Origin of the sequence: Hwanghaeella grinnelliae (assembly GCF_004005845.1) — a bacterium.
GTDB classification, from domain to species: domain Bacteria; phylum Pseudomonadota; class Alphaproteobacteria; order UBA8366; family Aestuariispiraceae; genus Hwanghaeella; species Hwanghaeella grinnelliae.
In genome coordinates this window covers 93,999-111,820 of sequence record NZ_SADE01000003.1, presented here as the reverse complement: position 1 = coordinate 111,820, position 17,822 = coordinate 93,999, and the positions used below count along the sequence as shown (strand labels likewise).

At 60.1% G+C, this 17,822-nt stretch carries 11 protein-coding genes; 4 read left to right on the top strand and 7 right to left on the bottom strand.

All coding sequences use genetic code 11. From position 1 onward, the window contains the following. Nucleotides 1-116 precede the first annotated feature (116 nt). On the top strand, nucleotides 117-1,496 hold the full coding sequence (locus EOI86_RS17560; RefSeq protein WP_240035719.1) for a CoA transferase: 1,380 nt from the start codon (nucleotides 117-119) through the stop codon (nucleotides 1,494-1,496). Nucleotides 1,497-1,570: 74 nt separating this feature from the next. On the opposite strand, the gene EOI86_RS17555 is transcribed toward EOI86_RS17560, so the two are convergent. Further along, nucleotides 1,571-2,941, bottom strand: a complete 1,371-nt coding sequence (locus EOI86_RS17555; RefSeq protein WP_127766701.1) for an HlyD family type I secretion periplasmic adaptor subunit — start codon at nucleotides 2,939-2,941, stop codon at nucleotides 1,571-1,573. Nucleotides 2,942-2,946: 5 nt separating this feature from the next. Next, the gene (locus tag EOI86_RS17550; protein WP_127766699.1) at nucleotides 2,947-4,800 is read right to left on the bottom strand and encodes a type I secretion system permease/ATPase; all 1,854 of its coding nucleotides are present in this window, start codon (nucleotides 4,798-4,800) and stop codon (nucleotides 2,947-2,949) included. Nucleotides 4,801-5,229: 429 nt separating this feature from the next. On the opposite strand from EOI86_RS17550, the gene EOI86_RS17545 reads away from it, so the two are divergent. Next, a complete protein-coding gene (locus tag EOI86_RS17545) occupies nucleotides 5,230-7,506 on the top strand; it encodes an NADP-dependent malic enzyme (protein ID WP_127766697.1) in 2,277 nt (758 codons plus the stop codon). Between the two features lie 55 nt (nucleotides 7,507-7,561). After that, nucleotides 7,562-8,977, top strand: coding sequence for a magnesium transporter (gene mgtE / locus EOI86_RS17540; protein WP_127766695.1), 1,416 nt, complete (start codon nucleotides 7,562-7,564; stop codon nucleotides 8,975-8,977). On the opposite strand, the gene EOI86_RS17535 is transcribed toward mgtE, so the two are convergent. Further along, nucleotides 8,974-10,206, bottom strand: a complete 1,233-nt coding sequence (locus EOI86_RS17535; protein ID WP_127767578.1) for an MFS transporter — start codon at nucleotides 10,204-10,206, stop codon at nucleotides 8,974-8,976. The two genes, mgtE and EOI86_RS17535, sit on opposite strands and share 4 nt — an antisense overlap. 78 nt (nucleotides 10,207-10,284) lie before the next feature. Continuing rightward, on the bottom strand, nucleotides 10,285-11,007 hold the full coding sequence (locus tag EOI86_RS17530) for a Rossmann-like domain-containing protein (protein WP_127766693.1): 723 nt from the start codon (nucleotides 11,005-11,007) through the stop codon (nucleotides 10,285-10,287). A 67-nt stretch (nucleotides 11,008-11,074) separates the two neighbouring features. On the opposite strand from EOI86_RS17530, the gene EOI86_RS17525 reads away from it, so the two are divergent. Beyond that, the gene (locus EOI86_RS17525; protein WP_127766691.1) at nucleotides 11,075-12,355 is read left to right on the top strand and encodes an acetylornithine deacetylase/succinyl-diaminopimelate desuccinylase family protein; all 1,281 of its coding nucleotides are present in this window, start codon (nucleotides 11,075-11,077) and stop codon (nucleotides 12,353-12,355) included. Here EOI86_RS17525 and EOI86_RS17520 read toward each other — a convergent pair. The 3 genes from EOI86_RS17520 to EOI86_RS17510 are packed head-to-tail and all read right to left on the bottom strand — an operon-like array spanning nucleotide 12,352 to nucleotide 17,795. After that, nucleotides 12,352-16,098 (bottom strand): tetratricopeptide repeat protein, encoded by a 3,747-nt coding sequence (locus tag EOI86_RS17520; protein ID WP_127766689.1) that lies wholly within the window; start codon nucleotides 16,096-16,098, stop codon nucleotides 12,352-12,354. The genes EOI86_RS17525 and EOI86_RS17520 overlap by 4 nt on opposite strands. Then, nucleotides 16,099-16,815, bottom strand: coding sequence for an OmpA/MotB family protein (locus EOI86_RS17515; protein WP_127766687.1), 717 nt, complete (start codon nucleotides 16,813-16,815; stop codon nucleotides 16,099-16,101). After that, complete coding sequence (locus EOI86_RS17510) at nucleotides 16,812-17,795, bottom strand: hypothetical protein (protein WP_127766685.1); 984 nt, start codon at nucleotides 17,793-17,795, stop codon at nucleotides 16,812-16,814. The genes EOI86_RS17515 and EOI86_RS17510 overlap by 4 nt, the downstream gene beginning before the upstream one ends. Between the last annotated feature and the right edge of the window lie 27 nt (nucleotides 17,796-17,822).

Sequence of the window (17,822 nt, the reverse complement as noted above, 5' to 3'; positions counted from 1 at the left end):
CCCCGTTCCGCCGACAGGCAGTGACAGCGTCTAAAAAACACAGTTTCCGAAGCATGCCCCGCTTGATCGGCGGGGCATGCCTGTGCCAAATCCCAGCTATGGAAACATTGGATGTCATGCATGACCTATGGAGGGCAGCGGGGCTGTCTTCCAGGGCGTTGGAGCGGGTTCGGCTGACGGGTGGGGAGCCGGTTCTGCCGTCGAGTTTTCGGGTCGGCGCCGCGGCGCAGGCCTCGATCGCGTTGACCGGCTTGGCGGCGAGCGAGATCGACCGGCTTAGATCGGGACGCGAACAGACGGTTTCCGTCGACATGCTGCATGCCGCGTTGGAATTCCGAAGCGAGCGGCTGCTTCGTATCGATGGCGGCGACGCGCCGGAACTTTGGGACCCGATTGCCGGTGTTTACCAGTGCGGCGATGGTCGCTGGGTGCGGATCCACACCAATTTCGAACATCACCGGGATGGCGTCCTGAAAATTCTGAACTGTCCCAATGACCGGGAGGCGGTGGCCGCTGCCTTGAAGGCCTGGACGGCGGAGGGTTTCGAGACTGAGGCGACCGCCAAGAACATGGTCGTTGCCATGATGCGAAGCCCTGAGGAATGGGCGGCCCATCCCCATGCCGCTGTTTTGGCGGGCCAGTCGGTGATCTCCATTGAAAAGATTGGCGAGGCCGGCCCGACGCCTGTACCGCCGGCCGGTTCAGGGGACAGGCCGTTGTCGGGATTGCGCGTCTTGGACCTGACGCGGATCATCGCCGGGCCCACGGGCGGGCGTGCGCTGGCCGCCCATGGCGCGACGGTGATGCGGATCGGCTCGCCCAACCTGCCGGTCGTGCCGGTTCTGGTGATGGAAACGGGGCGCGGCAAGTTGGCCGCCAATCTCGATCTGGATACCAGTGCGGGGAAGGCGGGCCTCGATCGGTTGCTGGGCGATGCGGATGTTTTCATTCAGGGGTACCGGCCGGGCGGTCTCGCCGACCGCGGGTTCGCGTCGGCGCAGGTGGCGGAACGGAAACCCGGTATCGTCTATGTTTCCCTTTCCGCCTATGGGGAGGACGGACCGTGGGGCGGCAAGCGCGGTTTCGATTCCCTGGTGCAAACGGCGACAGGTATCAATGCGGCGGAAGCCACGGCAGTCGGGTCAACCCAACCGAAGGCGCTGCCCTGTCAGGCACTCGACCATGCGTCAGGCTATTTCGTCGCTTTCGGGGCCATGGCGGCGCTGATGCGACGGGCCCGGGAAGGTGGTAGTTGGCATGTGAAAATCTCCCTGGCGCGGACCGGCCAATGGTTGCGGGAACTGGGCCGGTTGGAAGACGGGTTCTCCTGTCCGGAACCGTCTGAAGATCAGATCCGGCCTTTTCTCACCGTGTCGGATTCCGGGTTCGGGGCATTAACCCATGTGACCCATGCGGGTCAGTTGTCCCAGACGCCACCGCGATGGGACCTGCCCGCTGTCCCGATCGGGACGCATGCCCCCGTTTGGCCCGATTAGACTCTGGCCGGACTAGATTCTGGCCGGGCTCAACCGAGCCGGACCAAGGATTCGAAGCAAGCGGGTGCCGGTGTTCAGCCTTCACGCAGGGCGCGGGAGAAGCTGCGGGTCAGCGGTTCCATCAAATAGGAAAGCACGGTGCGTTCGCCGGTCAGGATCAGCGCTTCCGCGGGCATGCCGGGCTGCAATTGTTTGTCCGCCGGCATTCCCGTCAGTTCGCCGAAAGCGACGCGGGCCGTGTAGAAGGACTCGCCGGTGCGTTCGTCCGTCTGGCTGTCGGCGGAAACCGTCTGCACCGTTCCGAACAGGATCGGCACTTCGTCCTGGCGGAAACCGGAAAGGCGGATCTCCGCTTTCATGCCGGGTTTGACGTTTTCCACATCGGTGACCTGAACGCGGGCGTCGACAACAAGCTTTTCATCAGCCGGGACTATATCCATCAAGGTATCGCCGGCGGCGATGACGCCACCATCGGTGAAGACCGACAAATTAACGACAACGCCGCCGACCGGGGCACGGACCACGCCGCGCGCCAACATATCTTCCGCCTCGCGCAGGCGTTCGCGCAGATTGGCGATTTCATTCTCGGTTTCCTGAATGCGGCTGACGACGTCGTTCAGCATCCGCGTGCGGGTATCGACCAAGCCGTATTCCGCTTCGCTGATCGCCTTTTTCAGGCTGGCGACCTTGGATAGGTTTTGGGCGCGGCGGCCTTCGATATTCGCAATCTCACGCTGCAGGGCGAGCAACCGCGGTTTCCGCGCATAGCCTTTTTCCAGAAGGGCCTGGACGTCTGCGGCTTCCTCATGGATCAGCTTCAACTGGTCGTCCTGCGCGCTAATTTCGCCGCGCAGCCCACTGATCTCCGCTTCCAGCTGGTTGGTCTTTTCCGCAGTAATCTGCTCCTGGGTCGTCAGCAGGTTCATCCGCGTTTCGAAGATGCGGCGCTGGCTATCCATCAGAAAAGCCAATTCGGATTTGTTTTCGATCAGGTTGGAAAGCTCGACCGGGATTGTCAAAGCGTCTGCCCGGTCGCGCTCGGCCCGCAGCCGGGCGGTTTCGGCAACGAATGCCGCCAATTGACCGCGCACCGCGTCCCGTTCCGCACGGGTCCGGACATCGTCCAGCACAATCAGCGTGTCGCCGGCCTTGACCAGGCTGCCGTCGCGGACCGCGATCCGCTTGACGATACCGCCTTCCAGGTGCTGCACGCTCTTGCGGTTGCCGTCCACGGTGATTGAGCCGGCCGCGATGGTCGCACTTTGCAGGGGGGCCAAGATCGACCAGGCAACCAGCCCGCCGAAAAATGCCCCGGCCACAAGCATGCTCATGAGAATATAGGGGCCGAGCCGCATGGAATTACGCGGACGAGCGGCAACCGGGGAAGGTTTGGGCGTTTGCCCTGGGCCTTCGATCCGACGGTCCAATACACTTTGTCTGCTCATTTCATTCACTCCGCAGCGGCCAGCTTAGCGCGGCGCTTGGCAAGTAGGTTGGGGCGGCGAACTACACGGTTCGGTCCGTCATTGGGGGCTTCGGCGCCATTGGCGGCCGGCACGGCGATTTGCGGGCGACCGCTTTGCGAGATGACCCGTTTCTTGTTGTCTTGGCTGGCAGCGGGCGTGCGCAAGGCGGCCAGCACGTCGGCGCGCGGTCCAAATTTCTGAACCGTCCCGTCTTTCAGGACCAGAATCTTGTCCATCTGGGACAGTATATTCATCCGGTGCGCGATCAGGACAACCGTGGACCCTGCATCCTTAAGCTTCGCAATTGCATTGCTGAGGGCCTGATCACCGTTCTGATCAAGGTTTGAGTTCGGTTCGTCGAGAACCAGGAAACGCGGGTTCCGGAAAACGGCTCGGGCAAGGGCGATGCGCTGTCGCTGGCCGCCGGAAAGCGCCAGGCCGCCGGGACCGACTTTCGTGTCATAGCCGTTCGGCAAGCGCAGGACCATCTCATGAACATCGGCTAATTTGGCGGCTTCGATAATCTCTTCATCGGTGGCGTCCTGCATTCGGGCGATGTTTTCCTTCACCGTACCGGGGAACAGTTCGATGTCTTGCGGTAGATAGCCGAAATGGCGTCCGCGATCATTCGGGTCCCAATCGGCGACATCGGCGGCGTCCAGGCGAACACTGCCCTCGTTCGCATGAGTACTGCCGACAAGCAAACGCGCCAATGTCGATTTGCCGGACCCTGTTGGACCGATCAGGGCTACGGCCTCGCCGGGCTCCAGGGAAAAGTTCACGTCGTGCAGGATCGGTGCGTGCGCGCCTTCAGGCTGGAAGGTAACGCCTTCCACATCCAGTCGGCCGACCGGGCGGGGCAACGCCATGCCTGCCATTTCTGGCGCGGCCTTGGCGAGCGATTCCTTCAGCCGGGAATAGGCGTCGCGCGCGCTTATCAGCGCTTTCCATCCCTGGACGGACTGCTCAATCGGGGCAAGGGCGCGGGACATCAGAATGGAAGAGGCGATCATGACGCCGGGTGAGATTTCCTGCTTCAGCACGAGAATGGCGCCCACGGCGAGCATCGCGATCTGCAATGCCATGCGAATGCACTTCGCGGCGGCGGAGAAGATGCCGCCGAGGTCCGAACTGCGCTCGTTCAACTGCGTCGCTTCGCTAAAATCGTTGCGCAAGCGGTCTGAGACCACGGCCCCCATGCCCATTGCCGTAACGACATCCGAATTTCGGACAGCGGCGTCGGCGAGGCTCATGGTCTTGATCTGCTGCGCACTGGCTTCCTGGGTGACCTTGCGGGTCCCGATTTCGTTCAGGATGCCGATCACAAGCAGGATCGCACCGCCGATCATGGCGGTAACGCCGAGCATCGGATGGATGAAGAAGACCAGGACCATGAAGACCGGCGTGAACGGAATATCGAACAGGGGGGTCACGGCACCGCCGCTCAAATACCCACGGACAGAGGCCAGATCGCGCAGCGGTTGAATCGTAGCGCCTTTGCCCTGCAGCGCGGAGGTTACGCCGCTGGCCAGTGCATCGCCTGTGATTTCCCGATCGAGCCAGGACCCAACACGCGACAGCATCGATTTCCGAAGCGCTTCCAGGATGCCCATGACCAGGACGGCGCTGCCGATGATCAATGTCAGCAGGAGCAGCGTGTCCATGTTCCGCGTGGATAGAACCCGGTCGTAAACCTGCGTCATGTAGATCGGCGCTGCCAGCATCGACAGGTTAATTCCTGCACTGACCACGGCGATAATCAAGAATGCGCCTTTGACCCGTGTCATGGCGCGCGCCAGGTTCGCTGCGCGCCCCTTCTTCGTCGATTTCTCTGTCATGGTTCTGCTTAAATGTCCTGCCCGTGAATGTTCCGCGGAACCGAGTACATTTCCGGCTGAAACGCCGGCGGCTCCGCAAGGTCAATCTCCCAATGACCTCAGTCGCACCATAGTAATGCAACGAAATCCAACTATAAGGAAGAATTGTTACTAAAAGGTTGTCTAAAACGTCAGTGATAAAATTAACCAACCGTCAACGAGGACCCTTATTCTCTGCGGATTCTATGAGGATTTTCTATAGTGGCGCCTCTTCTACGGTTAATATTCTTCTACCGCCCTTTTGTTTTTTCTGATTTGCGGCCAAAATCCCATTGCTGGCCAATCGGTTGGAACAACAAGTGCGCGATCCTGGCTTCAAGATCGCGCGGATTGTCGTAACGAACAAAGTCAAACTGTGATCGCGACAACGCGTCGCACAGGGGGAAAACGATGGAAGACCTTGATCAACATGCCTTGATTTACCATCGCATGGCGCCGGCTGGGAAACTGGCCATCGTTGCGACAAAACCGATGGCGAACCAACGAGACCTTAGTTTGGCCTATTCGCCGGGCGTCGCCGCCGCATGCATGGTCATTGTGGATGATCCCCAGGAAGCGGCAAGCGTCACTGCGCGCGGCAACCTGGTTGGGGTTATCAGTAACGGGACCGCGGTCCTGGGCCTTGGCAATATTGGCCCGCTGGCGTCCAAGCCGGTGATGGAGGGCAAGGCCGTCCTGTTCAAGAAGTTCGCCAATGTCGACGTCTTCGACATCGAAGTGGACGAATACGATATAGAAAAGTTCTGCGACGTGGTGGCGGCGCTGGAACCGACCTTTGGCGGCATTAACCTGGAAGATATCAAGGCGCCGGAATGTTTCGAGATCGAACGCCGTCTGCGCGAACGGATGAATATTCCGGTCTTCCATGACGACCAGCACGGTACCGCGATCATCGCGGCCGCAGCGGTTTACAATGCGTTGGAATTGGTTGGAAAGAACTTCAAGGACATCAAGATCGTTTGCAGCGGGGCCGGGGCTGCCGCGCTCGCCTGTTTGAACATGATGCTGTCCATGGGCGCGCAGCGCGAAAATATCTTCGTCTGCGACCGCAGCGGTGTGGTCCATGTCGACCGCAATGAAGAGATGGACGAATACAAGGGCGCCTTCGCGCAGAAGACCGATCTTCGGACGCTGGATCAAGTGGTCGAGGGTGCGGATGTTTTCCTGGGGCTGTCCGGTCCTGGCGTCCTGAAACCGGAAATGGTTAAGAAAATGGGTGAATCGCCGGTTATCCTGGCGCTCGCAAACCCGACGCCTGAAATCGACCCGGCCCTGGCCAAGGAAGCGCGCCCGGATGCGATCATTTGCACGGGGCGTTCGGATTTCCCAAACCAGGTCAACAACGTGCTTTGTTTCCCGTTCATTTTCCGCGGCGCACTGGATGTCGGCGCGACCACGATCAACGAGGAAATGAAGATTGCCTGCGTAAAGGCGATCGCGTCATTGGCGCGCAAGGAAGTCTCGGAAGTCGTGGCGAAGGCTTATGGCGAAGGCGCCGGCGGTTTCGGCCGCGACTCCGTCATTCCGAAACCTTTTGACCCGCGCCTGATGCTGGAAATCGCACCGGCCATTGCCAAGGCGGCGATGGACAGCGGCGTAGCAACCCGTCCGATCGAAGATTTCGATGTCTATATTCAGCAATTGAGTGAGTTTGTCTTCCGGTCGGGCACGGTCATGAAGCCGGTCTTCGACCAAGCCATCGAGAACCCGAAACGTGTCGTCTATTGCGAAGCCGAAGACGACCGTGTTTTGCGGGCGGTTCAAATCGTTGTCGACGACGGCATCGCGCGACCGATCCTGGTCGCACGCCGAGAAGTCCTGTTGCGGCGGATCGAGAAACTGGGGCTGCGCCTGAAAATGGATCGTGACTTCGAACTATGCGATCCAGAGGATGATCCGCGGTTCCATGACTATCGCGCCATGTATCATGAGATAATGGGCCGCAAGGGTGTTTCCATGGGGAATGCCGGCACCATCGTGCGTACGGATACAACCGTGATCGGCGCGCTGATGCTGAAACGCGGGGAAGCCGATGCCATGCTGTGCGGCGTCACCGGGCGGCATCGTGCACATGTGAAGAATGTAAGAGACATCATCGGCACGCGTAAGGGCATCAAAGACTTGTCGGCATTGACGATGATGATCTTGGAAAAAGGCGTCTATTTCCTGGCCGACACCCATGTCACGCCTGAACCTACATCAGAGGAATTGGCCGAGATGGCCGTCCTGGCATCGGAGGAGGCCGAACGTTTCGGCGTCGAACCGCGTGTGGCGATGTTGTCCCATTCGAACTTCGGTTCCTCGGACCAGGAGAGTGCGAAACGCGTCCGCGATGCGGTGGCCATCCTGCATAACGACCATCCGACTTTGATGGTCGATGGTGAAATGCATGGGGACACGGCCCTTGATCCTGCATTGCGGGACTATTTGCTGCCGGGCAGCAAGCTGGAAGGGGAAGCGAATATCCTGATCATGCCGTCGATCGACGCCGCCAATATCGCTTACAATCTCTTGAAGAAGTTGGCGAATGGCCTGACGGTCGGACCGATGCTGATCGGCGCAGAACTGCCTGCGCATGTTATCACCAACTCCGTCACCGCCCGCGGGATCGTCAATATGACGGCGCTGGCTGTGGTGGATGCGCAGGAACGCGAAGCAGCTGGTTGACCGTCGCGGCGGTTGGCATAGTTACCGGAGCTGAAGCGATGGAAGGCGGTCATTTATGGCTGAGGTGGAGGATAAGCCGGTCGATGAGAAATCGCCCGGTACAGAAGCGGACGACGCGTTCGACGACCTCTACGGCCTGACCGAAGAAGTCGCGGACGCGGTCGATGAGGCCCTGTCCGCGAATGACCAGGGGCGGATCCGGGATCTTCTGGAACCGCTCCATGCCGCCGATATTGCGGACCTCATGGAACGCCTCACCAGCGGTGAGCGTGAGACGATTGTCGATTCCCTCGGCAAGGACATGGACCCGGAAATCCTCGCCTATATGGACTATTCGGTCCGCGAGGATATCGTCGATTATCTGGATACGGATCACCTCGCCAGTCTGGTCACCGATATGGAGACCGACGACGCGATCGATCTTCTGGAAGACCTGGACGCGGCGGATCAGCAGGAACTGCTCGATGCATTGCCGGCCGACGACCGGCTGATTTACGAACAGGGGCTTTCCTACCCGGAAGACAGTGCCGGCCGTTTGATGCGGCACGAAGCGGTCACGGTGCCGGAGTTCTGGAGCGTCGGGCAAACCATTGACTACATGCGGTCGGACGAAAGCGACCTGCCTGACGATTTCTACAACCTGATCGTGATCGACCCGGGCCGGAAGCCGGTCGGCACACTTCAGCTTTCCAAGCTTCTCAGCACGCGCCGTCCGGTCGCGCTTAGCGAAATCATGGAACCGGACCCGAAGTTAATCCCACTCGCCATGGATCAGGAAGACGTCGCCTTCTTCTTCCGTCAGTACGGGTTGGTTGAGGCACCGGTTGTCGACGACAGCGGCCGTCTTTTGGGCTCCATCACCATCGACGATATCGTCGATGTTCTGGATGAAGAGCATGAAGACGACATGCTGAAACTCGGCGGGGTGCACGAGGATGACTTCTATTCCGACGTGGCCGAAACAACACGGCTGCGTTTTTCCTGGCTATTGGTAAATTTGGTGACAGCCATCCTTGCCAGCCTTGTTATTTCGGCTTTTGAGGCGACGATCGAGCAGATTGTGGCTTTGGCGGTGCTGATGCCGATTGTGGCTTCCATGGGTGGAAATGCGGGAACCCAGACACTGACGGTCGCGGTGCGCGCCTTGGCGGTGAATGAACTGACGACCGCGAATGCCATGCGGATCGTGTTGAAGGAAATCCTGGTTGGCGGCGTCAATGGCATCGTATTCGCGTTGATCATGGGCGTCATCGTCTGGCTTTGGTTCGGCGATCCAATGATTGGGGTCGTCATTGCCGTGGCCATGGTCGTCAATCTGTTGATTGCGGGGTTTGCGGGAACGATGATTCCCCTGGCACTCGACCGGTTGAAGATCGATCCGGCCGTCGCATCGACGGTCGTCTTGACCACGGTCACGGATGTGGTCGGCTTCTTTGCCTTCTTGGGCCTTGCGGCGACTGTATTGCTCTAACCGTCTGACGGCTTTCCGCGTCCTGACAGGAAACAGCAGATAGCCACCGCGAAAATGGCGGCCGTGTCGGCAGCCAGTACGGGACCTTCGGCGAAGGACAGGGAGTTTCCTGTCTCACGCAACAGCCCGAATATCGCCGGAGCAAAGGCGAACGTGCCCTGGGAGGCGGAGACAACCAGCGAGACGACTTTCTGCACTTGGACTTCCGGAAATTCGACCTGAACGATCAAGGGCGGCAGGGAGGTGGCGTTTCCGATTCCGAAACCGAACAGCATCACGCCCGCGATGGCCAGTAAATCGCTGCCATTCAGGCCGGCGATCAGACATAGACAGCCTATGATTTGTACGCCGTAGCTTAGCGCCGCCATGGTCCGACGATCCGCCCCCGGCGGCATCAGCCAGCCAAACAGGCTGCGGCCAAGAACCGCCGAAGCGGTCGCGCCGGACAATAGGTAGCCGGAATTGATCTCTCCCAGGATCGGACGCAACAGGGAATAGAGATGGGCCAAAAGCCCGACTTGCCCGAAAAGGCCGATCGACATGCCGGCGGCAAGCGTCAGGAAAGCGCGATTGCGGCGCAGCTTCGGCATAGGCCGGTCCGTGTCTTGGCGCGGCGCGGCAACTTCCGCCGGATCACCATCCGGACATTGGCCGACATCGTGCGGGCGTTTCGACAAAACAACGGCGAGGAGGGTGAAAACGACGGCGATCATGATGCTGCCGATGACGAGCGCCGCGCCAGCGAAATCGAGGGCATTGATCGTCAGCACCCAAGCCGGGGTCATCACCACACCGCCCAAGGTCGCGCCGTTATAAGCAAGCGATAGGGCGAATGGCCGCCGTCGGACGAACCAGGGCGACACGAAGCCATTCAAGGCGACGGCCCCCATCGTCGCCCATCCGCACCCGGTTACGCAGGCTGACAGAAACAGGAATGCAGGATGGCTGCTTACCGACCATCCCAGAACGCCCGCGGCTAATGCGACCACGCCAAATGCGGTCGTCCGCGTGGCGCCGAAACGGCCATACAGTGCCGGCATGCTCGCGACAGTGATGGCGCCGACGAGGAAATGCACCGTAACTGCTGCCGAAACCAGGGCGACGGGCCAGCCCGTTCGCTCAATGACCGATTGCAGGTAGATAGGCGGCCCGTAGAGTCCGAATCCCCAGCCGAACATGGCCACTGTTGAGGCGGAAACGACAACCCGCCAACCGAAGAAATATTTCATTCTAAACACGCGCCCCCATCCGGATCAGGCCGCATATCTAGCCGGCTGAGCACCATGAATGCTTCGTCATGCATCGAACTATGCGCGTTGATTGCGTGTCAGACTGATCATCTGACCGGACGGGCGAATCGCCTTTTCCGCGCCGCCTTCCATGACGGCGCGCGCCGCTTGTTCGGGATCATCAACGCGCAAGCCTGCCAAGACGTCGATGCCTTTGTCGAACAAGGCTGGGGATAGAGGGGTTCCGGGACCGACGAGTATTGTAAAGGCGTTTCGCCGCAGGGCCAGCAAACCGGCGAGCGCCCCATTGGACAAAGTCGATGCGGTGATGACCAGGAACTCCGCGCCCGGAATCAACGTCTTTGCCGCTTCTTCAGGGAAATCGTTCGGACCGGGATTGCGTTCGATCACCGCAGCGCCCGGTACCCGTTGATCCAGTCTAGGAAAGCGGCCGATGATGACCGTCTTGTGGCCGCGATCTTCGACAAGGTCCAGGCCGTTGGCCGATACGCCAGTCATGTCGCGACGGTTCCAATAGGCGTTCAGGGCGGCGAACCCGACGGCACGCGCGATGGGGTTTGGGTCGGTGGTGAGATCCATCAACTCCCGCAGGGGGCGCCCTGTCAGTGTCCCGGCTTCCGGGATCGGGACGCATCCTTGTTGCGATTTGACAGGGGTGTGGACAAGGCCGGTGCCCGTGGCACTGTCCACCAGGGTCCAGTTAACGCCGATGACAACCCGTGTTGCCGGTTCCGGCGCACGGTTGGGGATGAGCGATGCGACGAGTTCTTGCTGGTTCATGATCGAAATCCGTTTTGGCAGGCTTGTCAGCCCGTTCAGTTATCGCGACCATGGTTGAAGGAATAGCATGAGGTTCGCTTTGGAAAGCCTGTTCAAACGCATAGATGATTTGCGCGACGATGTCGTATCGCTGACGCAGGACTTGGTCCGCATCCCGACGGTCAATCCGCCGGGGGATGCCTATACGCCCTGCGCGGAATTGATGGGCGAGCGGCTGCGAAAGGCCGGCTTCGATGTCGTCTATGAACGTGGTGTCGGCACGCCCGGCGATTCGGACAAGCACCCCCGCACAAATATCGTCGCGCGGATTCAAGGAAGCCGCCCGGGCCCCTGTGTCCATTTCAATGGCCATATAGACGTGGTCGAGCCCGGGGAGGGCTGGACGAAAGACCCATACGGTGCCGAATTGGAAGACGGCAAAATCTACGGACGCGGGACCTGCGACATGAAAGGCGGTATCGCCTCGGCAATGGTCGCGGTGGAAGCGATCCTGCAGGAAGGGTTGGATTTCCCGGGCGCGATAGAGATTTCCGGGACTGTCGACGAGGAAACGGGCGGCTATGGCGGCGTCGCCTACCTTGCGGAAAAAGGGTTCTTCAGCCGCCCACGCGTCGATCATGTCATCATTCCGGAACCGCTGAATGTGGATCGGGTTTGCATTGGTCACCGCGGGGTCTGGTGGGCCGAAGTGAAGACGCATGGGCATATCGCCCATGGCTCGATGCCTTTCCTGGGGGATTGTGCCGTGCGCCATATGGGCGCGTTTCTCAATGCCCTTGAAACCGAACTTTATCCGGCTTTGGAGAACCGCCATACGGAGATGCCTGTCGTGCCCGAAGGGGCCAAGCAGTCCACGTTGAATATCGCTTCGATGCATGGCGGCCTGCCGGACAATTTCAATGGGCTGCCCAGCTCGCTTGTGCCCGATCTCTGTTCGATGATTCTGGACCGGCGTTTTCTGATCGAGGAACCCCTCGACCAGGTGAAGGGTGAGATCTTGGCCATCCTCGACCGCCTAACGAAAACCCGTGATGGCTTCAGATATGACGTGCGGGATATCATGGAATTCGAACCGACCTTGACCGATGAGAATGCCCCGGTCGTCCGCGCCGTCGCTGAAGAGATAGAGCGTCAATTCGGCCGTCCCGCGGAAACAATCTGCTCGCCCGGTACCTACGATCAAAAGCACATTTTCCGGATCGGCCAATTGAAAGACTGCATCGCCTATGGACCAGGGATCCTCGACCTTGCGCACCAGCCCGATGAGTATATCGAGGTCGATGCCATGGTGACGTCAATGAAAGTCATGGCCTCCGCCACGCTGAAACTCTTGAACGAAAATGCCTAGGCAGGGTTCAGATTGTTCTGGCCGCTTGTGACCGGGGGCTGTTCCTCGGCGTTCAAGGACGGGGTCAACAGCCGGTCGCGGTAGTTTTCCATGAAGGCGTTGAAACCGTCACCGCCGGCCAGTTGCTGAAGACTGGTCTGCAGACTGGCGCCGCCCTGATCATTCGGCGCGACGATATAGTTGAAGACGTCCCGGAACGGCGAAATGTTCATGGCCGGTCCGTAGAGATCCCGGATCTGGGCCAGACCCGCTTCATCTTTATCCAGTTTCAGGGCGACGGCCCAATTGACCACATGGCGAGCGTTCCGCTCGGGAATCTCCTCGCCCTCTTCCGGCGGATCACCAGACAGGCGTTGCAGGACTTTCGCCGCTTCCGTCCAGTTTTCTGCCTTGCGGTAAATGTCCTGGCGCAGAATGTCCGCATCCATGCTGGTATCGCCAGCGAGCAATTTGACCGCTTCATCGTCGCGGTCCAACTCGTAATTGGCTTTTGCTTGCAGCCGGCGGCGGTCGTCCTCCAGCTCCCGCGTGATTTGCGGGAATTCAGTCTTGGTCAGGGCTTCGACGGCACCCAGTGGGTCGTTGTCGAGGATTTTGATGAAGGCGAGTTTCGCGCCGACCCGCGCGCGCTCTTCGCCTTGAAGCCGGAATTCGACCTGCTGCTCCAGCAAATTGGCCGCGCGCTCAAGAAGGTCCACATCGACCAATCGGGCGGCCAAAAGCTCAATCAACAGATCGCCTTCGGCGCCGGAAGGCGTCAATTCCCTGAACTCGTCATACAATGCCAAGGCGCGCAGTGGCGGCATCTTGTCCGCTTCGCCGTCGATATAGAGACGGCGGAACAGGTCGGTCATATCCTGGGCCAGTTCCTTGGCCGCCGGATCTTCGGCGAAATAGGTCACCGCGAGGCGCCAGGTATTCAACCCGTTGAAATAATCGCCCTTGTCGATATAGACCTGACCCAGGCGGCGCAGCACGTTGAACTCGAAACCGTCACCGCGCCACTTGAACCGCAGCCGTTCCAACCGATCGATCACCTCGTCGTCGGTGATGTCGCCCTGGCGCTGTTCCACATTGATCATCAGATATTCGGCGCGGGCGGCGTATTTCAGATCGTCGCCTTCTATCAATTCGTTCCAAAAGTCTTTCGCAAGGTCCAAGTCGTCATTCGCATGCGCCACGCGGCCCTGATGGAACCGCAATTCCGCGTATTGGCCGCGGCTCAATTCATCAACGGCCACATCCAATTCGTCGAGCCAGCTGCTGGCGGTGCGCAAATCGCGTGTCGATAAGGCAGTCTCGACCCGCAGGAGCCCAAGCTTCGCCTTCAAGGGGTAGGGATAGTCGCGCAGGATGGAATCGGCGACCTTGAATTGGTCCGCTGCCTGTTTCCAATCCCCAAGTTTTGCTAAGACGGCGCCTCGCCAAAGGGCGGCCTCGGCAAACCCGTCCAGGCGCGGATCGCTCAAATCCGTACGGGCTTCCTCAAGATCGTTGTTCAGCGCACGGACCGCCCCACGAAGGGCTCGGGCATCGGCTTTCTTGAAATAGGACTCCTCTTCCGACTCGACGACAGCCATCACCCCAGTTGCTTCCGCGCCGCGATCCCGCGCCGCGTAGAAGCGAACCAAGTCGAGCCGCGCGTCGTTCCGCTTTTCTTCCGGTACTTCAGTTACCGAGGTCAGCAATGCGTATTCCCCGGCAAGATAGTCGCCGGGGCCGCCGCGCACCCAGTCCTGAAAATTGAACAACCGACGGGCCGAGAAACTCTGCGCCGTGCTGACAGGCGCTTCCGGGGAAACGGCGGAAATATGCAGGCCGTCGGTGCCCGAAACAGTAAAGCCGTCGAAACTGCGCTCGAACAGCACATCGTCGCCTTGCGGTTCGACCACCACACCCTGCGCGGAGGAAAGCACCCTGAATTCGGGATATGTCCGCGTGCCGTTCACGCCGACGCCGGGGTCGCGATAGGTGGCGACCAGAAGCGTATCGCCAACATCGGGGTCCGGAACGGTGATGAGGCTTCCGGGATTTGCCGTTGGGAACAAAAGCTTCGGCCCGATATCCGGGTCTGCTTCAGCCCGGATTTCAGCCTGAACGCGGGGGGGGAAGGGTTGCAGGCGGAAGTCGACGACCCAGGTGAACCCTTCCAGTTTTACCACCGGGTTCACGCTTGGGTCGGCGCGCATGCGCAGAACGGTCGCGCCCGAAATCGGCAATTGCTCTACCCGGTCGAGCAAGGGCGCCCCTTGTTCACGCAGAGGGATCAGGTCCAATTGCGCATGTCGGTCGAACACCACCCAAATATTTTCGCCGCGCCGGTAAACCGCAGCACCCACTTCATCTGGCCAGTCGAAGGAGAAACTGACCGGCGCTGGTCCGTCCGGCGTGACTTGGCGGCCGGACCCGTCACGCAGGAATTGGATCGTTCCTTCTTCCAACGCCTGCTGTGTCGCCAATTGTTCAGCGGTCACAGGGCCTTGCTGCGCCGGTTCGGGGGTTTTTACCCTGGTCTGCAGTTCCGGTTCCGCTGCCTCTTCCGTGGCTGCTTGCTGCGTCTCATCGGGTGGAGGGCCGTTTGAAGCGGCGGCTTCCGCTGCTGCTTCCTCGGCGGCCCGCGCGTCTTCGGCTTCCAGTATCTTGCGGGCTTCTTCTTCCGCCACTGCCTCCGCTTGATCGGCGGGCGGGGCGAGGTTTACCGGTCCCGCCGGTGCCTCGGCGGTTTCCTCTTGTGCTTCATCGGGCACCGGTTCGGGGGATGTCCCGGTTTGCTGTTCCGCTGTGGCAACCTCTGCATTTGCCGGGGCCTCGGCCGCAGTCGTTTCCTGGTCCGCCGGCACTTCGGTGGTCGCACCGGGGTTTTCCACGGTGGAAGGTTCGTCTGCCGATTCCGCTGTTTGCGATGCTTGTTGATCCTCCGGTGCCTCGGCTTTGGCGGGTTCCGGCAACAGGTCGTTTGGCTGAGCGACCTCGGTGGGCAACGGTCCATCGCCCGGCGTCAGGTCGATGACCACTTTGAAATCCGATACCAAGTCGCGGACGGTAGTCCCCTGCGGCATGGGCAGAATGAACACAGTCTCTCCGCCGCGGGTGCCGCTGCGTGGACGGCCGAATCCTTGGGGCAGGCGGCTTGCGACGGAGGCCGTATCAATAGTGGCCGGGCGTTGGAAGCGGACCGTGATGGAGTCGTTTTCGTTCGAAACTGTATAGTCGGTAGGTTCCGTCCAATCGAAAACGATGCGGGTATAGGTTGGGTGTTCGCCGACACGGACTGAGATATCCGGCGCAGTCGCCGTTTGCGCGGCGGTTTCTGTATCTGCCGTGGTGCGCATGTCGATGGCAATGGCGGTGCCACTGCGAAACCCGTTTACGGTAACCGGGCGGGCAAGCGTTAGGCGGACCGTTCGTCCATCTGGTTCAATCACCGCCCCTTGTACGTAATCGCCCAGATTGGTCAGAACGGGCGTGAAATCGGTCTGCAGCGGTGTGTCGAACCGGATGACGAGTTCATTGCCTGCCACGGATGTCTCGTATCCGACCTGACGGGGCCAATCGAATACGATCCGACCGAAGTTCGGATGGACGCCTGCCCGCGTTCCGATGGTCTCTTGGGAAAGGGCAGGTAGAGCCGATCCGATCAAAGCGGCCGCAAACACACCGGACATAAGAAGGTTTTTGGAAAACCTTCGGCTTATCACAGCGAAATTGGATGACGTGGCGTAATAGGGGAAGCGCCTGCTCACTTATTGCCCCCCGGCTTCCGAACGAAGCACGACATCGACCCGTCGTGCCAATTCATACCGACGTTCTTCTGTCAGGCCTGGGTCCAAATGCCTGAACCGGGAATCGCCCATCCCGATCGCCGCGAAGTTTCCTTTATAGCCGGCTTCGGTCAACGCGTTCGCCACGCGCAAGGCGCGGGCCAGCGAAAGGTCCCAATTCGACGGATAGGACCCCTCTGCAGGTGGCAATGGGTCCGTATGACCGACGATCTCCGCCTGATTGCCGACCTGTGACAGCACGCCCGCCAATTCCCGAACGGCCAATTTCGCTTCTTCCCCCAGTTCGTCGGATCCCGACGCGAACAAGGCGTCGCTGGGTAGGGAAATCACGACTTGGTCTTCCAAGGGCGTTATCCGCGCGCTGGCCAAGATCGGGTCGCGGGACAGTTTTTCCTGAAGAATACGATGCAGATAGTCTGTCGACAGCCCCGCGAGAACCTCCACCGAGGGGATGGCTCGATCACTTGTCGGAATTGGTTTCTGGATTTCCGACGGCTCCGTAGTCCGGTTCAACAGGCTGATGATTTCATCCCATCGCTCCGATTTCACATAGGACATCGAGAACAGCATGACAAAGAAGGTCAGCATCAGGGCCGTGACGTCGCCCATGCTGACCAGCCAAGCGGGTGATTTTTCGACAGTATCTTTCTGTTCGGCGTTGAAGCCCGGATCGATCATTGGGCGGTTCCTTCAAATAGAACCGGTGCGCCTTCCAAGGCATCCCGTAACACGGCTTCGGGTGGCGCGTCTGTTTCGGTTGTGCCCGATTCCGCGGCTTCGGGTTGCTGCTGCTCGGCGCCGCCGACCGGCTCAATGAGTTCCGTGTCCGCCGGCGGCAACAGCTGGCTTCTAGGCTCGGCGGCATTGCCGTCTTCGGCGAAGGAAATGTTTGCCCGGCCGTTTTCAATGATGTCGAAGCGCAAACGGATGCGCGAACTGCGCCGTTCGGCAACGCCAACGGCGATCCCGTCGGGCGGGGCACCGGCATCGACCAGGGCCCGTGCAAAGGCAGTGGCGCGGGCGAAGGGAAGCATATTTCGGTTTGGCGAGGTCTCGTCCGTCGTCGGATCCGCCGTCGGTTCCGAGGTATCGTCGGGGTTCAATATCACCGCGCCGACCCGTTCCTCCTCCAAGCGACCAATGTCGGCCGCGGTTGCCGGGGTGACCGCTTCAAGGCCGTCGACGGGGATGGTGAAACGCAGTTGGGCGGTAAATCCTTCCAGGCGTGCGGCCAAGGCGTATCCCGTGGCGCGCAGCAGGTCCTTGCGATCTGCCCGCAAGGTCGCTTCTCCGCCGACGAATATCTCCGTCGCGGGAATGGTCAATTGCAGGGTTCTGCCACGGGTGAGGGATTCGACACGGGCGATCGGGATGGCCGTGATCCAAAGGCGCTCGACATCGTCGATGACCTCTTCGGGTTCAGGCACCGGACCGATGGTTGAAATCAGGATTTGGGCGGTGTTATCCGGGATGATCCGCGACTTGAAGGTGGCCGCGACCGAGGTCAACACGCGCCGCGACTTGGTTTCTTCCAACGTGGATATCGCCGTCAGCAGGATGAAGAAGGCCAGAAGCAGAAGAAACAAGCTCAGAAACATGATCGGTCCGGTATCGGGTACCGGCCGTTGCTCATCAATGTACTGGTCTTGCTGTGCCACGCGTTCCGCCTCGTTCCGGGCCGGTTT

What these genes read in the sequence shown, in the direction of transcription:
- EOI86_RS17525 (WP_127766691.1), top strand. Translation starts at nt 11,075, where the DNA reads ATGAGGTTCGCTTTGGAAAGCCTGTTCAAACGCATAGATGATTTGCGC.
- EOI86_RS17530 (WP_127766693.1), bottom strand. Translation starts at nt 11,007, where the DNA reads ATGAACCAGCAAGAACTCGTCGCATCGCTCATCCCCAACCGTGCGCCG.
- EOI86_RS17545 (WP_127766697.1), top strand. Translation starts at nt 5,230, where the DNA reads ATGGAAGACCTTGATCAACATGCCTTGATTTACCATCGCATGGCGCCG.
- EOI86_RS17550 (WP_127766699.1), bottom strand. Translation starts at nt 4,800, where the DNA reads ATGACAGAGAAATCGACGAAGAAGGGGCGCGCAGCGAACCTGGCGCGC.
- mgtE (WP_127766695.1), top strand. Translation starts at nt 7,562, where the DNA reads ATGGCTGAGGTGGAGGATAAGCCGGTCGATGAGAAATCGCCCGGTACA.
- EOI86_RS17535 (WP_127767578.1), bottom strand. Translation starts at nt 10,206, where the DNA reads ATGAAATATTTCTTCGGTTGGCGGGTTGTCGTTTCCGCCTCAACAGTG.
- EOI86_RS17555 (WP_127766701.1), bottom strand. Translation starts at nt 2,941, where the DNA reads ATGAGCAGACAAAGTGTATTGGACCGTCGGATCGAAGGCCCAGGGCAA.
- EOI86_RS17515 (WP_127766687.1), bottom strand. Translation starts at nt 16,815, where the DNA reads ATGATCGATCCGGGCTTCAACGCCGAACAGAAAGATACTGTCGAAAAA.
- EOI86_RS17560 (WP_240035719.1), top strand. Translation starts at nt 117, where the DNA reads ATGCATGACCTATGGAGGGCAGCGGGGCTGTCTTCCAGGGCGTTGGAG.